The organism is Kitasatospora sp. NPDC087271, from assembly GCF_044744605.1.
Taxonomy (GTDB): Bacteria; Actinomycetota; Actinomycetes; order Streptomycetales; family Streptomycetaceae; genus Kitasatospora.
The window spans coordinates 243,072-257,681 of sequence record NZ_JBIUYQ010000002.1 but is presented as its reverse complement, the minus strand read 5'-3'; the positions used below and the strand labels follow the sequence as shown (position 1 = coordinate 257,681).

General features: G+C 65.7%; 14 protein-coding genes and 1 tRNA gene. 10 read left to right on the top strand and 5 right to left on the bottom strand.

Going from position 1 to position 14,610, the window contains the following annotated elements; all coding sequences use genetic code 11:
- Positions 1–22: 22 nt before the first annotated feature.
- Together leuE and ACIO9K_RS04300 are read left to right on the top strand one after the other, a co-directional pair.
- Positions 23–688 carry a leucine efflux protein LeuE gene (gene leuE / locus ACIO9K_RS04305; RefSeq protein ID WP_400326991.1) on the top strand — a complete coding sequence of 222 codons (666 nt, stop codon included), beginning with the start codon at positions 23–25 and terminating at the stop codon, positions 686–688.
- A gap of 82 nt (positions 689–770) precedes the next feature.
- Positions 771–844: transfer RNA gene (locus ACIO9K_RS04300), tRNA-Thr, on the top strand.
- Positions 845–932: 88 nt separating this feature from the next.
- Here ACIO9K_RS04300 and ACIO9K_RS04295 read toward each other — a convergent pair.
- Both ACIO9K_RS04295 and ACIO9K_RS04290 read right to left on the bottom strand, forming a co-directional pair.
- A complete protein-coding gene (locus ACIO9K_RS04295) occupies positions 933–1,346 on the bottom strand; it encodes an NUDIX hydrolase (RefSeq protein WP_400326988.1) in 414 nt (137 codons plus the stop codon).
- Complete coding sequence (locus tag ACIO9K_RS04290) at positions 1,343–2,008, bottom strand: NUDIX hydrolase (RefSeq protein ID WP_400326985.1); 666 nt, start codon at positions 2,006–2,008, stop codon at positions 1,343–1,345. Before ACIO9K_RS04290 ends, ACIO9K_RS04295 begins: the two co-directional genes overlap by 4 nt.
- Before the next feature lie 424 nt (positions 2,009–2,432).
- On the opposite strand from ACIO9K_RS04290, the gene ACIO9K_RS04285 reads away from it, so the two are divergent.
- The 8 genes from ACIO9K_RS04285 to ACIO9K_RS04250 all read left to right on the top strand — a co-directional run bounded on the left by ACIO9K_RS04285 (position 2,433) and on the right by ACIO9K_RS04250 (position 8,458).
- Entirely contained in the window at positions 2,433–2,942 is a 510-nt protein-coding gene (locus ACIO9K_RS04285) for a nucleoside-diphosphate kinase (RefSeq protein ID WP_033346890.1), read from the top strand.
- Positions 2,943–3,022: 80 nt separating this feature from the next.
- Complete coding sequence (locus ACIO9K_RS04280) at positions 3,023–3,322, top strand: hypothetical protein (RefSeq protein ID WP_400326980.1); 300 nt, start codon at positions 3,023–3,025, stop codon at positions 3,320–3,322.
- A 150-nt stretch (positions 3,323–3,472) separates the two neighbouring features.
- The gene (locus tag ACIO9K_RS04275) at positions 3,473–4,057 is read left to right on the top strand and encodes a hypothetical protein (RefSeq protein WP_400326977.1); all 585 of its coding nucleotides are present in this window, start codon (positions 3,473–3,475) and stop codon (positions 4,055–4,057) included.
- Between the two features lie 43 nt (positions 4,058–4,100).
- On the top strand, positions 4,101–4,865 hold the full coding sequence (locus ACIO9K_RS04270) for a hypothetical protein (protein WP_400326974.1): 765 nt from the start codon (positions 4,101–4,103) through the stop codon (positions 4,863–4,865).
- Positions 4,866–4,867: 2 nt separating this feature from the next.
- On the top strand, positions 4,868–6,235 hold the full coding sequence (locus ACIO9K_RS04265) for a hypothetical protein (protein WP_400326971.1): 1,368 nt from the start codon (positions 4,868–4,870) through the stop codon (positions 6,233–6,235).
- 43 nt (positions 6,236–6,278) lie between these two features.
- Complete coding sequence (locus ACIO9K_RS04260; RefSeq protein WP_400326968.1) at positions 6,279–6,965, top strand: class I SAM-dependent methyltransferase; 687 nt, start codon at positions 6,279–6,281, stop codon at positions 6,963–6,965.
- A gap of 35 nt (positions 6,966–7,000) precedes the next feature.
- Positions 7,001–7,735, top strand: coding sequence for a class I SAM-dependent methyltransferase (locus ACIO9K_RS04255; RefSeq protein WP_400326965.1), 735 nt, complete (start codon positions 7,001–7,003; stop codon positions 7,733–7,735).
- A gap of 156 nt (positions 7,736–7,891) precedes the next feature.
- Positions 7,892–8,458, top strand: a complete 567-nt coding sequence (locus ACIO9K_RS04250; RefSeq protein WP_400326962.1) for an ATP-binding protein — start codon at positions 7,892–7,894, stop codon at positions 8,456–8,458.
- Between the two features lie 51 nt (positions 8,459–8,509).
- On the opposite strand, the gene ACIO9K_RS04245 is transcribed toward ACIO9K_RS04250, so the two are convergent.
- Genes ACIO9K_RS04245 through ACIO9K_RS04235 form a run of 3 tightly spaced genes read right to left on the bottom strand, consistent with a single transcriptional unit; the run spans position 8,510 to position 14,319 of the window.
- Positions 8,510–11,584: a type I restriction endonuclease subunit R gene (locus ACIO9K_RS04245; protein ID WP_400326960.1), complete on the bottom strand. Its 3,075-nt coding sequence runs from the start codon at positions 11,582–11,584 to the stop codon at positions 8,510–8,512.
- 1 nt (position 11,585) lies between these two features.
- Positions 11,586–12,800 carry a hypothetical protein gene (locus ACIO9K_RS04240; RefSeq protein ID WP_400326957.1) on the bottom strand — a complete coding sequence of 405 codons (1,215 nt, stop codon included), beginning with the start codon at positions 12,798–12,800 and terminating at the stop codon, positions 11,586–11,588.
- A 4-nt stretch (positions 12,801–12,804) separates the two neighbouring features.
- On the bottom strand, positions 12,805–14,319 hold the full coding sequence (locus tag ACIO9K_RS04235) for an N-6 DNA methylase (protein WP_400326954.1): 1,515 nt from the start codon (positions 14,317–14,319) through the stop codon (positions 12,805–12,807).
- Positions 14,320–14,610: the final 291 nt, after the last annotated feature.

The following is a 14,610-nucleotide window of genomic DNA, read 5'->3' as shown; positions in this document are numbered from 1 at the left end:
CCTCCCCTCCCCGGAGCGCACCGTGCTCGGAGTCAACGACCTGGCGACGTACGTCCTCGGCGCCCTCGTCATCGTCCTACTGCCCGGCCCCAACTCCCTGTACGTGCTGTCCGTCGCCGCCCGCAAGGGCATCCGGACCGGCTACCAGGCCGCCGCCGGCGTCTTCGTCGGCGACCTCACCCTGATCAGCCTCACCTCGCTGGGCGCCGCCTCCCTCCTCAAGGCCAACCCGGCCGTCTTCGCCGTGGTCAAGCTCGGCGGCGCCGCCTACCTGCTCTGGATCGGCTACGGCATGCTCCGCGCCGCCCGCCAGCTCTGGCGCGAACGCCGGACCGCCGACAACCCCGACAACCCCGCCGCCACCGCCGAACCGGCCGCCGAACCCGTCGAGCGCCCGTTCCGCCGCGCCCTGGTGATCAGCCTGCTGAACCCGAAGGCGATCCTCTTCCTGCTCTCCTTCTTCACCCAGTTCGTCGACCCGGCCTACGGACAGCCGGCCCTCTCCTTCGGCCTGCTCGGCGGCATCCTGCAGACCTTCAGCGTGCTCTACCTCTCCCTGCTGATCTTCGCCGGCACCACCCTCGCCACCGCCTTCCGCCGCCGCCGTCGCCTCTCCGCCACCCTCACCAGCGGCGTCGCCGTCCTCTTCGCCGGCTTCGCCGCCAAACTCGCCGTCTCCTCCGCCTGACCCCCACCCCCGCCAACCGGGTGTGGATCACCCGCGAAACCTGTGTAGACTGGCCCGCGTTGCCACCACGCGTGACAACGGCGCCGCCTTAGCTCAGCTGGCCAGAGCAACGCACTCGTAATGCGTAGGTCGCGGGTTCGAATCCCGCAGGCGGCTCTGTGGAAGCCCCAGGACTCACTCGCCGTGACCTGGGGCTTTTGCTGTTCCTCGGCTTCTCTCGGGGGGATCTCTTCATCAAGGGCGGTCAGCTCGTGAGCGTGTCGTCCAGGTACTCCTGTACTGGCTCGAAGAGCCCGTACGGCACATACTCGGGGATCTCGGCGAGAGCCACCCACGCCAGCTGGTCCAGCTCCTCCGTGTCGACCACCTCGGCGGTGCCGCTGACGGCCTCGCAGGCCGTGTACGACATCAGCCGACCGGTCTTCGGATGCACCCGCTCGCCCAGAAGCTTGACGGCGGCCACACCCAGCCCGGTCTCCTCCGCCGTCTCACGGACAGCCGCCTCCTTGGGCGACTCGCCGGCCTCGATCTCACCGGCCGGGAACTGCCAGGAGAGCTGGCCCTCGCTCACCCGCCGCCGGACCATCAGGACGCGGCCTTCGTGGACCACGATCGCGGCGGCAATACCCGGGCGTTCCTCCGCAGTCTGCTGTGTCACGTCTGCTCCTCCAGGGCGGCCAGGATGGGTGGGAAGATCGTATCGGCGTCGATGAAGCGGGTCATCGAGTTTCGAGGAACCCACATCACGTCGACGTTCTCGACGGCGTCGCTGTTGGTGGCCTCGCCGGCCAGGTACTCGCACAGGAAGTACTCGCACAGCACGCCCGTCACGGGGTGGACGCGGCTGCCGAGGCTCCCACGGACGGCACAGTGAACCCCGGTCTCGTCCAGCGTCTCCCGGACGGTCGCGGTCTCCGGCTTCGCGCCGGGCTTGATCACCCCAGCAGGAAACTGCCAGGTGATCCCGGACGTGTCGTCGTCGCGCCGGCAGACCAGCAGCACCTCGCCCTGCCGGAGGACAACCGCGATGGCCACCCGCAGGGCCTGCGCAGCTGGTGTGCCGGACTCGGAGGCTCCGTCGCCGCGTTCTTTCGCTGCCAGGAGGGCGAAGCGCTGACGGGCCGCGTCGGAAGCTCTCTCGTGCGCGGCGTCGAGGAGCTGTTGCATCTCGGCTCGCGGCACAACGGAGGAAGCGGCGTGCCAGGTGGCCACCGTTCTCACCGCGATCCCGAGCTGATTGGCGAAAGCCTCATTGGTGAGGCGAAGGGCGGACTGGAGCAGGCAGGCGTAACGACCGCTCCAGACCTCGATGACGTCCAACGCCGTTCCCTCTCCGTCGTGGTCGCTGCAGTGCAGGAGGCGTGCGTCGAAGATGCACTTCGGCTGCACTGGCGCTTCATCGCTGCGCGGCGTGGATGCCGGGAGACTTGTGGTCGGCACCCCAAGACCAGGCTCATCTAGACGACTTGAGCTCTGGTGGGCATCTGGGAGTACAGGGCATAGACGCCGATCCCCCTCGGAGATTCTAGGTGAGTACCCGAAGCAGGGCAGCGAGTTGGGCGATTGAGCCTGTGAGGCCGCCGAGTCGACAGGCGGCGGATCGAGCACCGCCGAACTGCCCAGAGTTCACCCGTTCGGGGGGTAGGTCGGAGCGCCAAAAGTGGCTCGCCAGCGCCGGTAACCTCAGTTCATGACGAACTGACTGTTCGTCATGCCTGAATGCCAGCAAGCTGAAAGGGAACTGATGGCCGAGGACCAGGTCCACACGGTCGAGCGCACGCTCGTCCTGCTCAAGCCCGACGCGCTGGTACGCGGCCTCGGAGGCCGGATCATCTCGCGCTTCGAGGACGCCGCACTGAAGATCGTCGGCGTCAAGATGAAGTGGATGGACGAGGAGTTCACCCGCAAGCACTACTTCGACCTCGAAGAGCGGCTCGGGGCAGAGGTCTACAACCTCACGGCCACCTTCATGCAGCAGGGGCCGGTCATCGCCCTGGTACTGGAGGGCTACGACGCCATCGCCACCGTTCGGAAGATCGTGGGCAGCACCTACCCGAACCAGGCTCCGGCTGGCACGATCCGCGGCGACCTCTCGCACATGAGCTCTGCGGGCAGCGTGGCAGTCGGCAAGGCCGTGGCCAACCTGGTCCACGCCTCCGGTAACAAGGAGGAGGCCGCGCAGGAAGTCGAGCTGTGGTTCGACAAGGACGAGCTGCACGAGTACCGCACGCTGGCCGAGATCTTCACCAACTGACGGCAGATCGCGGCGTCACCACTGAGACGCCGCTGCGTTGATCACCACCGGGGCACCACCGTCCGATCTGAGAGGGCACCATGACCAACCAAACCCGCCTAGCCTCCGCCGAGGAGTTGGAGTCGATCTTCCAGCGCGAGCTGGCGACCGACCGCTGGGCGGCCACCGAGACCGCCTACGCGCTGGCGGTCCGCCTCCGCGACGCCGACGACTGGCCCAAGTCCCGCGAGTGGGTCCAGCAGTGTCTCCAGCTCCTGGAGGGCTTCCCGAACGAGGCCGAGGACCAGGTGGCGACCACCCGCGTGGCGGTCGGCGGCGTCCCGCTGCCGAACTACCTGCACGTCGGCGTGATCCGCGAGCGCTTCGGCGACCTGGGCTGATCCATCTCAGGTGGTGCGGCCGGTGAAGTGACGGCCCGCCGCACCACCCGGCTCCACCACCAACTCCATACCGCCCCATCCGAACCAGCCAGGGGCCACCCCGCCTTGGTTCGGCTGGATGCGCCATGCCTGAAACAAGGAGACACGACCGTGGCTGTCGAGATCGAGATGCGCGCCCGCTTCGACAAGGAGACCCACGACCAGCTCATGGACCGCTTGCGGAGGGACGGCGAGGACCTGGGCGACGACGCCAAGCACATCTACTTCTACGTGCTGCCCGAGCAGTTGCTGAAGGTCACGGACAACACGGCCGCCGGTACCGCCAAGATCACCCTCAAGGGCAGCAGGATCGGCCAGGGCGCGGCCTTCGACGAGACCGAGTTCGCGATCGCCCGCGAGGACGTTCCGGCGGCCGTGAAGGTGTTCAACGCGCTGGGCTTCGAGAGCGCGATGCACGAGGCGTTCAACTTCCGCCACAACTTCCGCTTCCAGGGCGTGGAAATCGCCCTCAAGTGGAGCGAGGCATGGGGGTACCACGCCGAGTTCGAGGTGCTGCTCGACGACGGTGCCTCGGACGCCGCCCGCGACGAGGCGTCCGCCCAGATCGTCGACGTCGCCTTCGAACTCGGCGTGACGCTGATGAGCGAGCAGGAGCTGGCCGATTTCGCCGCCGCCTTCGAGGCCGCCGAACAGGAGCGCAAGGCCCGCGAGGCACAGGCCGCGCCGATCCGGTAGGAGCACGTCACCGCGGTGGACCACCAGAAGGGGGTGGGCACAGATGAGCACGACCCCGACGACCACGAGCCTGGTCGACCTGGCTGCCCGCAAGCAGCTGCCGCACCACCAGTACATGGACCCGGCCACCATAGAGTGGATCAAGGCCAACCGGCCGGACCTCGGCGCGGCCTGGCCGCCGCCCCTGCGGCCGGCCTCGAAGCACTTCCTGAGCCGGTCCGTGCTTCCGGCGACGTGGCTGGCGGAACCCCGTTTGCATGACTCGCTCCACGGCGTCCGGCACAGCATGCGAACCGCCGCACTGGCCGCTCTTCTCGCTGAGATCCACGAGCTGGACGACACCGAGACCGGCACGGTGGTCCTGGCAGCAGCCGTCCACGACTGCCAGCGCCTGCACGACCAGGACGACCGTGGCCACGGTGCTCGTGCCGCCGTCTGGCTGGCCGCCAACGCCGACACCATCTGGACCCACTTCGGCTTGGTGGCCACGCCCCGGCGGATCATCCAGGTAGCAACCGCCGTCCGCCTGCACGATGTGCCGTACGGCGCCTTCTGCTTGGACGACCAGGCCGACTACCACCGCGCCGGGCTCATCTGCGACTTGGTCAAGGCGGCAGATGCGCTCGACCGTTACCGCCTGCCGAAGCTCAGCTGGTGGCCCGACTCGCGGCACGTTCGTGAGCCGGCCTTCGACCAGCTCCGCGCCGTGGCCTTCGACCTCGTCGCCGTCTCCGAGACCGCGCACCTCGCCGGAGCCAGCAGCGCCGAAGCCGTCCTGTACGCGCTCGCCGAGAAGGGGCTGGTGTAGCCGTGAGCCTCCGCGACGCCTACGACCTGTGGGCCGACGCGCACGCCTTCTTCGACTCTGCGCTGCTACCCGACGCCGGGCGGTCCGACCCACTTGCAGCCCAGACGGCCGCCTGGCACAAGCGCCTGGCCGACGAGACGCCGAACGGCAGCCTGCTCCGCAAGAACGCGCTCTTCGACAGCCTGAGCAGCGACGGCAAGCTGCACCTGCTCCACGTCACCCACGCACTGGAAGAGATCAGCGAGGAGGGGGTGCTCTACCCCTCCGGCGGGTGCCTCGTCGGCAGCATCTACTGCGCGCCGCTCACAGCGACCGAGCGCGGCTTCCGCATGCACAACCTGGCCGCCTACGTCCTCACGAAGGAGGCCCCCGCCTCCCTCGCCAAGGTCGGCCTGAGCGGACGCGCACCCACGCCGCTGATCTTCGAGATCACCGCGCCGCCCCAGGCGTACCGCGGATTGGCGGGCGTGGACTACCTGCGGCTGGGCTCAATCCACCTGCAGATCTACACCGACCTGGAGTACCTGCTCAGCAAGACCGAGCGACACCACCTGCGCGAGACCGTCGTCGGCCGGATCAAGAACTCGGCCGCATTCCTGGCCCTGGCCGCCGGCATCGTCTACCAGGGCTCGACCGTGGCCACGGAGGGCTTCCTCCAGCTGCTGGATGCGGCCATCCCCCGGCTGCCAATCCTCGGCTACCTCTACTTCGAGGCCCTCGCCGAGTACCTGATGCTCCACTCCACCTCGGCACGAACCCGACAGCTGGCCGACCTCGGGGAGTTCAACAACTGGCTCTACAAGGAGATGCTGTTCGCCTCCTTCCCGGACATGGCCGGCAAGTTCAACCTCGCCAGGTTCCGTCCCCGCCCGCAGCAGCTGGCTGCACTTCTGCAGCGGGTGGACCCGACCATCGACGCCGACCACGCCCGCGCGTACATGGTCGAGCGGATCAGTTACCTCGTGGCGGCCCGGCTCTTCACCAGCGGGCAAGTGCCGGAAGCCTGGCACCGCACACGCTGGGAGTTCGACAGCCTTGCCGCCCAACTCGGCCCGCTGCTCGGCCACCTCATCCACCGCGAACTCCGCAGCTTCGGCCGCTACCCCGACTTCTACTTCTACTTCGACCAGCACAAGGCCCTGCAAGCCTGGAACTACTGGAACCACATGGACATCGTCGTGCCGTTCAACGGCACGATGCCCAAGGGCGAGATCGGCATCAACCCGGCCTACCCGAACCTGGACTACCGCGTCTGGCGTGCCGAGCCGGACGACGCCGGGCACCTCCACCCGACCGAGCAGCTGGCGCTGAGCATCGCGCCGCGCCTGGTCGACATCAAGTACACGCTCATGCGCAACAGCAGCCGCTGACCGCTGCCCCACACCCCTCGACGACCGATCGCGGAGGAGACGCATGCCCACCCACGGTCCTACCACCCCATCCACCACCGCCTGGCCGGCGCCCACCCAGCCCGCCGAGACGCTCTTCACTGAGATCTACCGCACCAACCACTGGGGATCTCCCGAGTCGGTCTCCGGGCCCGGCTCCGAGATCCGTCAGACCGAGGCCGTCCGGGCCGCCCTCTCCGCGGTTCTCGCGCGCTACCCGATCCGCACCGTCACGGACGCCGGATGCGGTGACGTCAACTGGATCCGCCAGGTCGACGGGTTCGACCGGCTGGACGGCTACGTCGGCCTCGACGTCGTGCCCGACCTCGTCCAGCTCAACCAGGAACGGCACGGCAGCGAGCGCATCTCCTTCCGACAGGCCGACCTGAGCAGGGACGACATCCCGACTGCGGACCTCGTCATCGCACGGGACTGCCTCGTCCACCTCACCCACCACGAGGTACTCGCGTTCCTCGACCGCGTGGCGGCCAGCCGCTCGACCTACCTACTCGCCACCACCTACGTCGGCGAAGCCGAGAACCGCGACACCACGGACACCCACTGGCGCCCGCTCAACCTTCAGGCGGCCCCGTTCCACCTGCCCGAGCCCGTCGAGTACTTCGACACCGACTTCACGGACGGCGGCCGGCACCACCCCGGCAACGGGCTGGGCCTGTGGAAGATCGACCAGCTCAGCTCCCGAACCACCTGACCATCACCCAGGCGCCCCAGGAAGCGAGACCCGCGATGAGCCCGCACGACCAGCAGATAGCCGCCCTCCTTGCCCAACTCGACCAGGCCCTCGACTCACCCGCGACCACGCACGGCCTCGCCCGCACCCTCCGGGCAGCCGTCAAGGAAGTCGAGCTGCACCGCCACCACCGGGCCAGTGTCGCCGCCCTGCCCGATGGCTTCCTTGAGCCCGGCCCCACCAAGGTCCAGATCGGCGGTGGCGGCCACCGCATCGACGGCTTCTTCAACATCGACATCGTCCCGCCGGCCGACCTCCTGTGGGACGTGCGCGAGGGCGTCCCGCTCGCCGACGCCAGCACCGAGACGGTGTTCTCCGAGCACTTCCTGGAACACATCGACTACCCCCGCTCCGCCAAGTCCTACGCCCGCGAGGCCCACCGCGTCCTCGCGCCCGGAGGCCAGCTCATCACCGGCGTCCCCGACGCCGCCTTCGTCCTGAACGAGTACCCGGCGCCGCCCGAGCGGGCCGCCGAGATGATCGAACGGTGGTACGCCAAGCGGCAGTGCCAAGGCGACATGAACACCTACCTCGACCTCATCAACTACGTCTTCCGCGACCAGGACGACGACCCGACCTACAACCCCCACTACTGGGCGTACGACCACGAGAAGCTCGCCCAGCTCTTCACCGAGGCGGGCTTCCGCACCGTCGAGCCGTGGACCTTCGACCCCGTGATGGCCAACCCGAAGCGCCAGTGGGCCAGCGTCTACGTGGTCGCCACGAAGTAGCCGCGTAGCCCGCGAGCGAGCCGAACGGGAGCGCAGAGGGCCTCTGACCGTGGTGCGTGGTGGTCGGCAATCCGGCCACCACGGGACGGCGGGACCGCTGATCAACGCCAACAGCAGGCACCTGCACGCCTACGCAGCCTGAGCGGGAGGCACCTCATGTCGCAAGGCCATTCGTACATCAGCCACCTGACCTTGGCCGATACCCCGAACGCGGTGCCCTGGGCCCGCCGGCACTCCGCCGACATCCTGCGCCGGTGGCAGATCCCGGGCGCTGTCATCGAGACGGCCAACCTCATCGTCTCCGAGCTCACCACCAACGCGGTCCGGCATCCGGCCGACAACGAGCCGCAGAGCTCCGGATACTCGAGCCTTTCCGCCGTCAGCACGTTCACCCTCGCCCTCCAGGTGACGGGAACGGGTCTGCTCGTCCAAGTCGCAGACCACGACCCCCGGCCGCCAGTAAGGCGCGAGGTGGGCGTGGAGGCCACTGGCGGACGCGGACTGTTCCTGGTGAGCGAGATGGCCAACCGCTGGGGCTACTACTATCCCGCCACGGCGGTGGGGAAGGTCGTCTGGGCGGAACTTCTCCTTCACGGTTCCGGGCGGTCCGGTCCGGGCCGGACAGGGCAGGCAAAGGAACGTGGGCAACCCGCCGACGCTATCGGCCTGATCTCCGACCCCCTGCTGATCGGCAGGGTGCTGGTCGGCCTGCGTGAGCTGTAGCGGAGGACGAAACGTCCATCTCAGCGGCACCGCCGACACCCTGCCGGCCGTTCAGTAGTTTTCCCGGACGTACTCGTACGTGCGGTCGAACAGCTCGCCTTTGATCGGCAAGCCGTACTCCTTCAAGACGGAACGCAGCTCGCGACGAACGCGTTTGTCGCCCGCGTCACTCGCGCTCCAACCGGCATAGGCGACCTCAACGACGATCGAGTCGATCCGCGAGGCTATGTCGGGAACGATCTTGTGCAGCCCAGGCGGTGTGTTCTCCGCGACGATCTGAGTGAGCGCTCCACGCTTCGGATCGGCCAGCCGGTCGAGCGCTCCCTGGTCGCCCTGTTCCGCTGCCCGATCGGCAGCGACCACGTCCTGAGCGATTTTCAGAGCTTCCTCGAGGAACGCCAGCGAATCCTCGACGTTCTCGATCGCCTTGGCACGAAGCTTCTCGATCCGCTCCGCCAGCGACCGGTACGCCGGGCTCTCGGTATCGGCGAGCCGACGCCTGAGACGCGCCTCGATGGAGTCGAGGACCTCCTGGTACACGTCATCGGCTTTCGACTCCGGCGTCTGCCGCTCGGAGAGCTTCAGTTGCTCGGCAATCTTCTTCACCAGCGCCAGGCCGGCAGCGTCGAGCGTGACTGTCTTCGACGGCATCGACTTCACGCCCACATCGGTCATGTGGCCGTGGATCAGATCTGTGGTCTTCGCGCCGAGACGTGCCCAGAGGAACGTCTTGGAGACGTCCTTGGGCCGGATCGACTCGTACAACTTCGCGAGCCAGAAGTACTGGCCCGTGAACGGCCGGAGCATCGGGTGCGGGTCGAGGAACTCCCACACCGTCTGCAGTGCGACGTAGATCTCGATGAACTCGGTGCGCTGCCCGCCGCCCTCGGGAATCCGCTCGTGTGCCTCGGCGAGCGACTCGAACGACGAGTCACTGGTGTCGATGCCGTCGAACAGATGCAATAGACGCGTGAGGTCGGCGACGAACTTCCCCGCCAGCTTGGAGGCGTCGGTGACGTTGAGCTTGTCCTCTTCGTCGTCCTTCACCTTCGGGCCGGCAACTGCCTTGCCGATGGCCCTCGCGAGACCGATGTAGTCGACGACGCGCCCGAAGTCCTTGCGCTGACCGGTGGCAGGGTTCTTCCACGGACGGTTGGGCCGCGTGATCGTCTGGAACAGGTTCGTGTCTTTGGCGGGCTTGTCGAGATACAGGACACCTTCGATGGGCGCATTGAAGCCGGTCATCCACTTCGCGGTGACGACGATGAACGACATCGGGTCATCGACCTTCTTGAAGCGGCGCTTAAGCGCCTCCTCCTGCTCCGAAGTGAGCAGGTACTTCTTGTGCTCCTTCGGGGTCTCCTTGCTGTCAGCGATGTGCATCACAACACCGACCTCACGGAGTCGACCGTCCGGCATGGCTGCAGCACGGCGTTCCAGCTCGGCCTCGATAGCCCTGGCGTACGCAATCACAAGGCGCTGGTTGTAGGCCACGACCTGAGCCTTCTGTCCCAAAGGCGCGACATAGGTAAGGAAGTGGTCGACGATGTCGGCACACACAGCCGCCACGCGCTCGGGGTTGGAGAGGATCGTCTCGATGTGAGAAGCCTTCCCCGACAGGAAGACCTTCTCCTCCTCGTCCAGGCCCTCCTCCGTGGCCAGCTCATCGAACGCCTCGTCCAAGGCTTCCTTGTCGAGGTTGAACCAGACAGACCGGCCCTCCACGATCACTGGCTTGGTGAACCCATCGGCGATGGATTGCTCCGGCGTGTACCGCGACATCACAAAGTCCGGGTCGTCAGGGTCACCGAACAGCTTGAACGTCGAACGGTCCTTGTCCTCGATCGCAGTACCCGTAGCGCCGAAGAACTTCGCGTTCGGCACCGCCGTGCGCCACGCGTCGCCGAACTTCCCCTCATGCGAGCGGTGCGCCTCGTCGACGAGGACCACGATGTTCGACCGGTTGTTCAGATGGCCGGCCTCAGCGAACTTGTGCACCGTCGTGATGACCACGCCCGGCTCACCGCTGCGCAGCAGAGCGTGCAGCTCGCGCCGGTTGCGGGGCACCGTCATCCGCGGCATGCCCGCAGTCTCGAACATCTCCGCCGTCTGCCGGACCAGATCCCTACGGTCAGCGATCACGATGACCGTCGGCGCGCTCCCGAACTTCTCCGTCACCGCGTCATCGCGCAGCAATCGGGCAGCGGCGAACGCCATGAGTTCGGTCTTGCCCGATCCCTGGTGATGCCAGATCAGTCCGCCACGACGGCCGGCAAGCACCTTGGCATGGATCGCCAGAGCCGCCTCGAACTGCGGGTAGCGAGGCAAGAACTTGATGTCGACCTCGGAGGCGTCCCGAGCGTGACGGAACATCACCAGGTCCTTGAGGATTGGCAGGATAGTCTCCGGCCGCAGCAACAAGCGCGCGGCCCGTTCGACACGAGCCGGTCCCGTGACGGTCTTCGGGTCGTCCTCAGTGGACCCCCACGGGGCCCAGATCTCGGAGTCGGGGTCCGGAACCGCACGGATTGGAGCCATGCGGAACTCCAAGCCCTCGGTGGCGACGTTGAAGACGTTCGTCGCGAAGAAGTTCGGGTATTCCTCCTCGTACACGTCGTGAAGGTCCTTCGCGGCGTTGACCCACGAGACCTGATGCTTCACAGGCGTCTTGGTCTCGGCAACGACCAGCGGAAACCCATTGACGTAGTAGACGACGTCGAACCGGCGCGGTTTGGTCGCACCGTTGACGGTGACCTCGTCAGCGACGGTGAAGCGGTTGTTGTTGAGGTCTTTGAAGTCGATCAGCCGACGAGGCACATGCCTACCGTCGATCGTCGTGAACGAGTGGTCGCCACGAAGCATCACGGTTAGCTGCTCGTTGGCTGCGACGAGACCGTTGTGCGCATCGAGGACAGCCTGATTGAGCTCATGCAGAACGAGGTCCGCCGACTCGGGGTCGTCGACCAGCTCCGGGTTCAGCGCAAGTAACGCCTCGCGTGCCCAGTCCTCGACAACGACGTCATGCTCATCGCGCGGCAACTCGTCCCCTTGGAGACGCTCCCAGCCAGCCTCCTCTGCCCACTCGAGAAGAGAGCGCTGGATCGTGCTCGCTTCCGTCCAACTCATGTCAGGACACCTCCTCGAGCAGAGCATCGTACGACTCGGGAATTTCGAGTTCCTGGTTCAGGAGCGATTTCAGGAGCGCGGAGCGAAATTTGCGGAGGCGAGCTAGCTCGATCCTGATATCACTGGCGCTCATGTCGATAGCATCCGCAATGGAAACAAGAGCCCTTTGCGCGTCTCTGTCAGGAATAGGAACTTCGCGAGCAATGTAGTCCTTGACTGAGAGGTTCGTGATCCCAGTTGTTCGCCGACTGAAGGACCGCGTGAGACCTGCGTTCCAGTCATGCCGAAGTCGCCAGAATAGGTAGCGAGGCTCGACTTTTTCGACGTTGGGTCGCATAAGTCGCTGGAAGTCGGTCGGGATGCATGACGGAAGACCCGATCCAGCAATGACCACCCGACCAACGGGCTGCTCTGGAGAACCACCTGATCGTTCTAGAATAATGTCGTCAGGTTGCACAAGGCGCTGCTCAATTTGTTTTTGCGTGAATGACCGTATCGGGGATCCGGCAGTAACGAATCCTGTTGTGGCAGGGGCATAGATTCGCGGCCCCAGCGCCAGCACATCAACCTCATTCTCGCCCTCGGGCGAGCCCCAAATTCCACCGACCACATGCGAACAGAGGTCCTTAATGGAAAGCTGGCGTCCTTGAATCGATTCAAAGTGGTCAGACAGTGCACATCGCAAGAGGTGGCGCACTGTTGCTACTTCCGCATCCAGTGTCGCGATCTGTGCGTCCACGGCAGCCATGACATCGATGACACGGCGCTGCTCGGCAGGTTCAGGAACGACGAGTTGTGCACCAAAGAACTCGCGCAGGCGGACGTTCAGCAGCCCGTGCGCACGCGCCCCTTCCCTCAGCATCCCCCTGAGAGAGTCGAAGAAGAACGTACTGTTGCATGCGTGAAGCAGGTAGTCCGATTCCACACCGGGACGAGGGCGAAAGACAATGTAGAGCGTGGTGACAACTGCCGGTTCGTCGCCATCCCATCGAGCTACGACCCCCCACGGCGCATCTTTAGAGGTGCTCTTGTTGTAAACAAAATCGCCTGGCTCAACAACCCAGTAGCCACTGAGGTCAGAACTCGCCACGCGCTTATTAAAGTAGGTTTCCTGATCGACAAGTCCGTGCCCGGCAGCGACAGTCAGGACCCGCTGATGCCCTGCGGAATTCTTGATCGCAACTCGATCGGCCACCTCGTCTAGACGCTTAACCATCCAATCACTCATCGGACGCCCCGAACATGCTCAGGTCGATGTCTGCGGCAGCTAGTCGCTGAAACATGAAAGCTTCGGCCTCGATGCGCTTCTGTCGAGCATCGGCGTACTCGATGAGCGCAGTGCCTAGATCGGCAGTCTCTTCGGCAGCGACCTTGATGTAGCGGCCGATATTGAGGTCGAAGCCGTTCTGCTCGATCTCCTCGAATGGAACGAGCCGGACGTTTGCTCCGTCCTTCCCGTCGGGTTTATTGACCGCCTGGTACGCCTCGATGAGGATTCTGACGTCCCTCTCAGACATCCGGTTCTGCTTCTTGCCATTTTCGAACCGGGCCGACCCATCGATGAAAAGTACGTGCTCCTTGCGTCCGGCCAGCTTCTGGTCGCGAAAGATCAGCAGGCATGCTGGGATGTCAGTCGAGTAAAAAAGCTTGGGCGGCAGACCGATGACGGCTTCCAGAAGGTCCTTCTCGACGAGGCCCTGACGGATCTTTGCCTCCGCTCCTCCGCGGAACAGCACGCCGTGGGGCATGACCACGCCGACGCGGCCAGATCCAGGCTTCATCGACGAGACCATGTGCTGGACGAAGGCGTAGTCACCGTTCTTCGCCGGCGGTACACCGCAGAGGGCCCGCGGGTCCGATGTCCAACGGTCCGCTCCCCAATCGACCAGCGAGAATGGCGGGTTAGCGATGACGGCGTCAAACTGGCGGAGCGCACCAGTAGTGTCCTTGAACGCCGGCGCGCGGAGGGTGTCCCCGCGCTTGATGTCGAAGTCCTCGATCTCGTGCAGGAACAGGTTCATCCGGGCGATCGAGGCCGTCGTCAGGTTGATCTCCTGGCCGTACGCCCTGAGCGTGCGGTGGTCCTTGCCGGACTCGCGCAGCTGGTTAATCGTCGCGACAAGCATCCCCCCGGAGCCGCAGGACGGGTCGTAGACGGACTCGCCCGGCTGAGGCTGGAGGATCCCGACGAGCAGGTTCACGACCTCACGGGGCGTGAAGAACTCGCCGGCCTTCTTGCCCGACTCGTCGGCGAAGTTCTTCAGCAAGTACTCGTAGCCCGCGCCGAGCAGGTCATGCGAGACCGTCGACGGGTCGAGCCTGATCTTGTTAAACGCTCGGATGAGCCCCAGCAGAGCCGACTCCGGCAGGCGCTCCTTGTTGCCCCACGAGGCGTCGCCGAAGACGCCGGCGAGCGAGCGAGGGTTGGCCATTTCGATTCGCTGGAAGGCCTTCGCGATCTCCGCACCGAGGTTGGTGACCTTCTCGGTGACCTCGCTCCACAGCGTGCCCTTGGGCAGCTCGAACCGATGGAAGTCGGCCTCGATCTCATCGTCGAGGTCGTCGCCGTACTCATCGAACGCCGCGTCGTGCTCGTGGACCCAAGTGTCGCTGATCCACTTCCAGAACAGCATCGGGAAGACGTAGGTCTTGAAGTCAGCCGGGTCGACGGGGCCGCGGAGCGCGTTCGCGGCATCCCACAGCCGGCCTTCGAGCTCTTGCTGGGTGATCGTCACAGGGATGAGGTCCTTCGTTGAAGACGGTGCCCCGATTATGGAGGAGGACACTGACGTTTCGGGAGTCCGGTACGGCAGGCAGCAGCGACCCGTAGACGATGACGAGCACCCACGCTCCGACCGAGCGTGATCGCGGACATGGTGAGGCTGAATTCCTGCGTGAGCGATGCGTGAGCGGACGGGGTGGCACGTGGTGGTTCGGGTGGGATCGTGGAGCACGGCGCAACGTTCTGACCTGCGGGTTCATCACCAAGTGATCGATGCCGACAGCAGCCAGCATGATCACTCTCG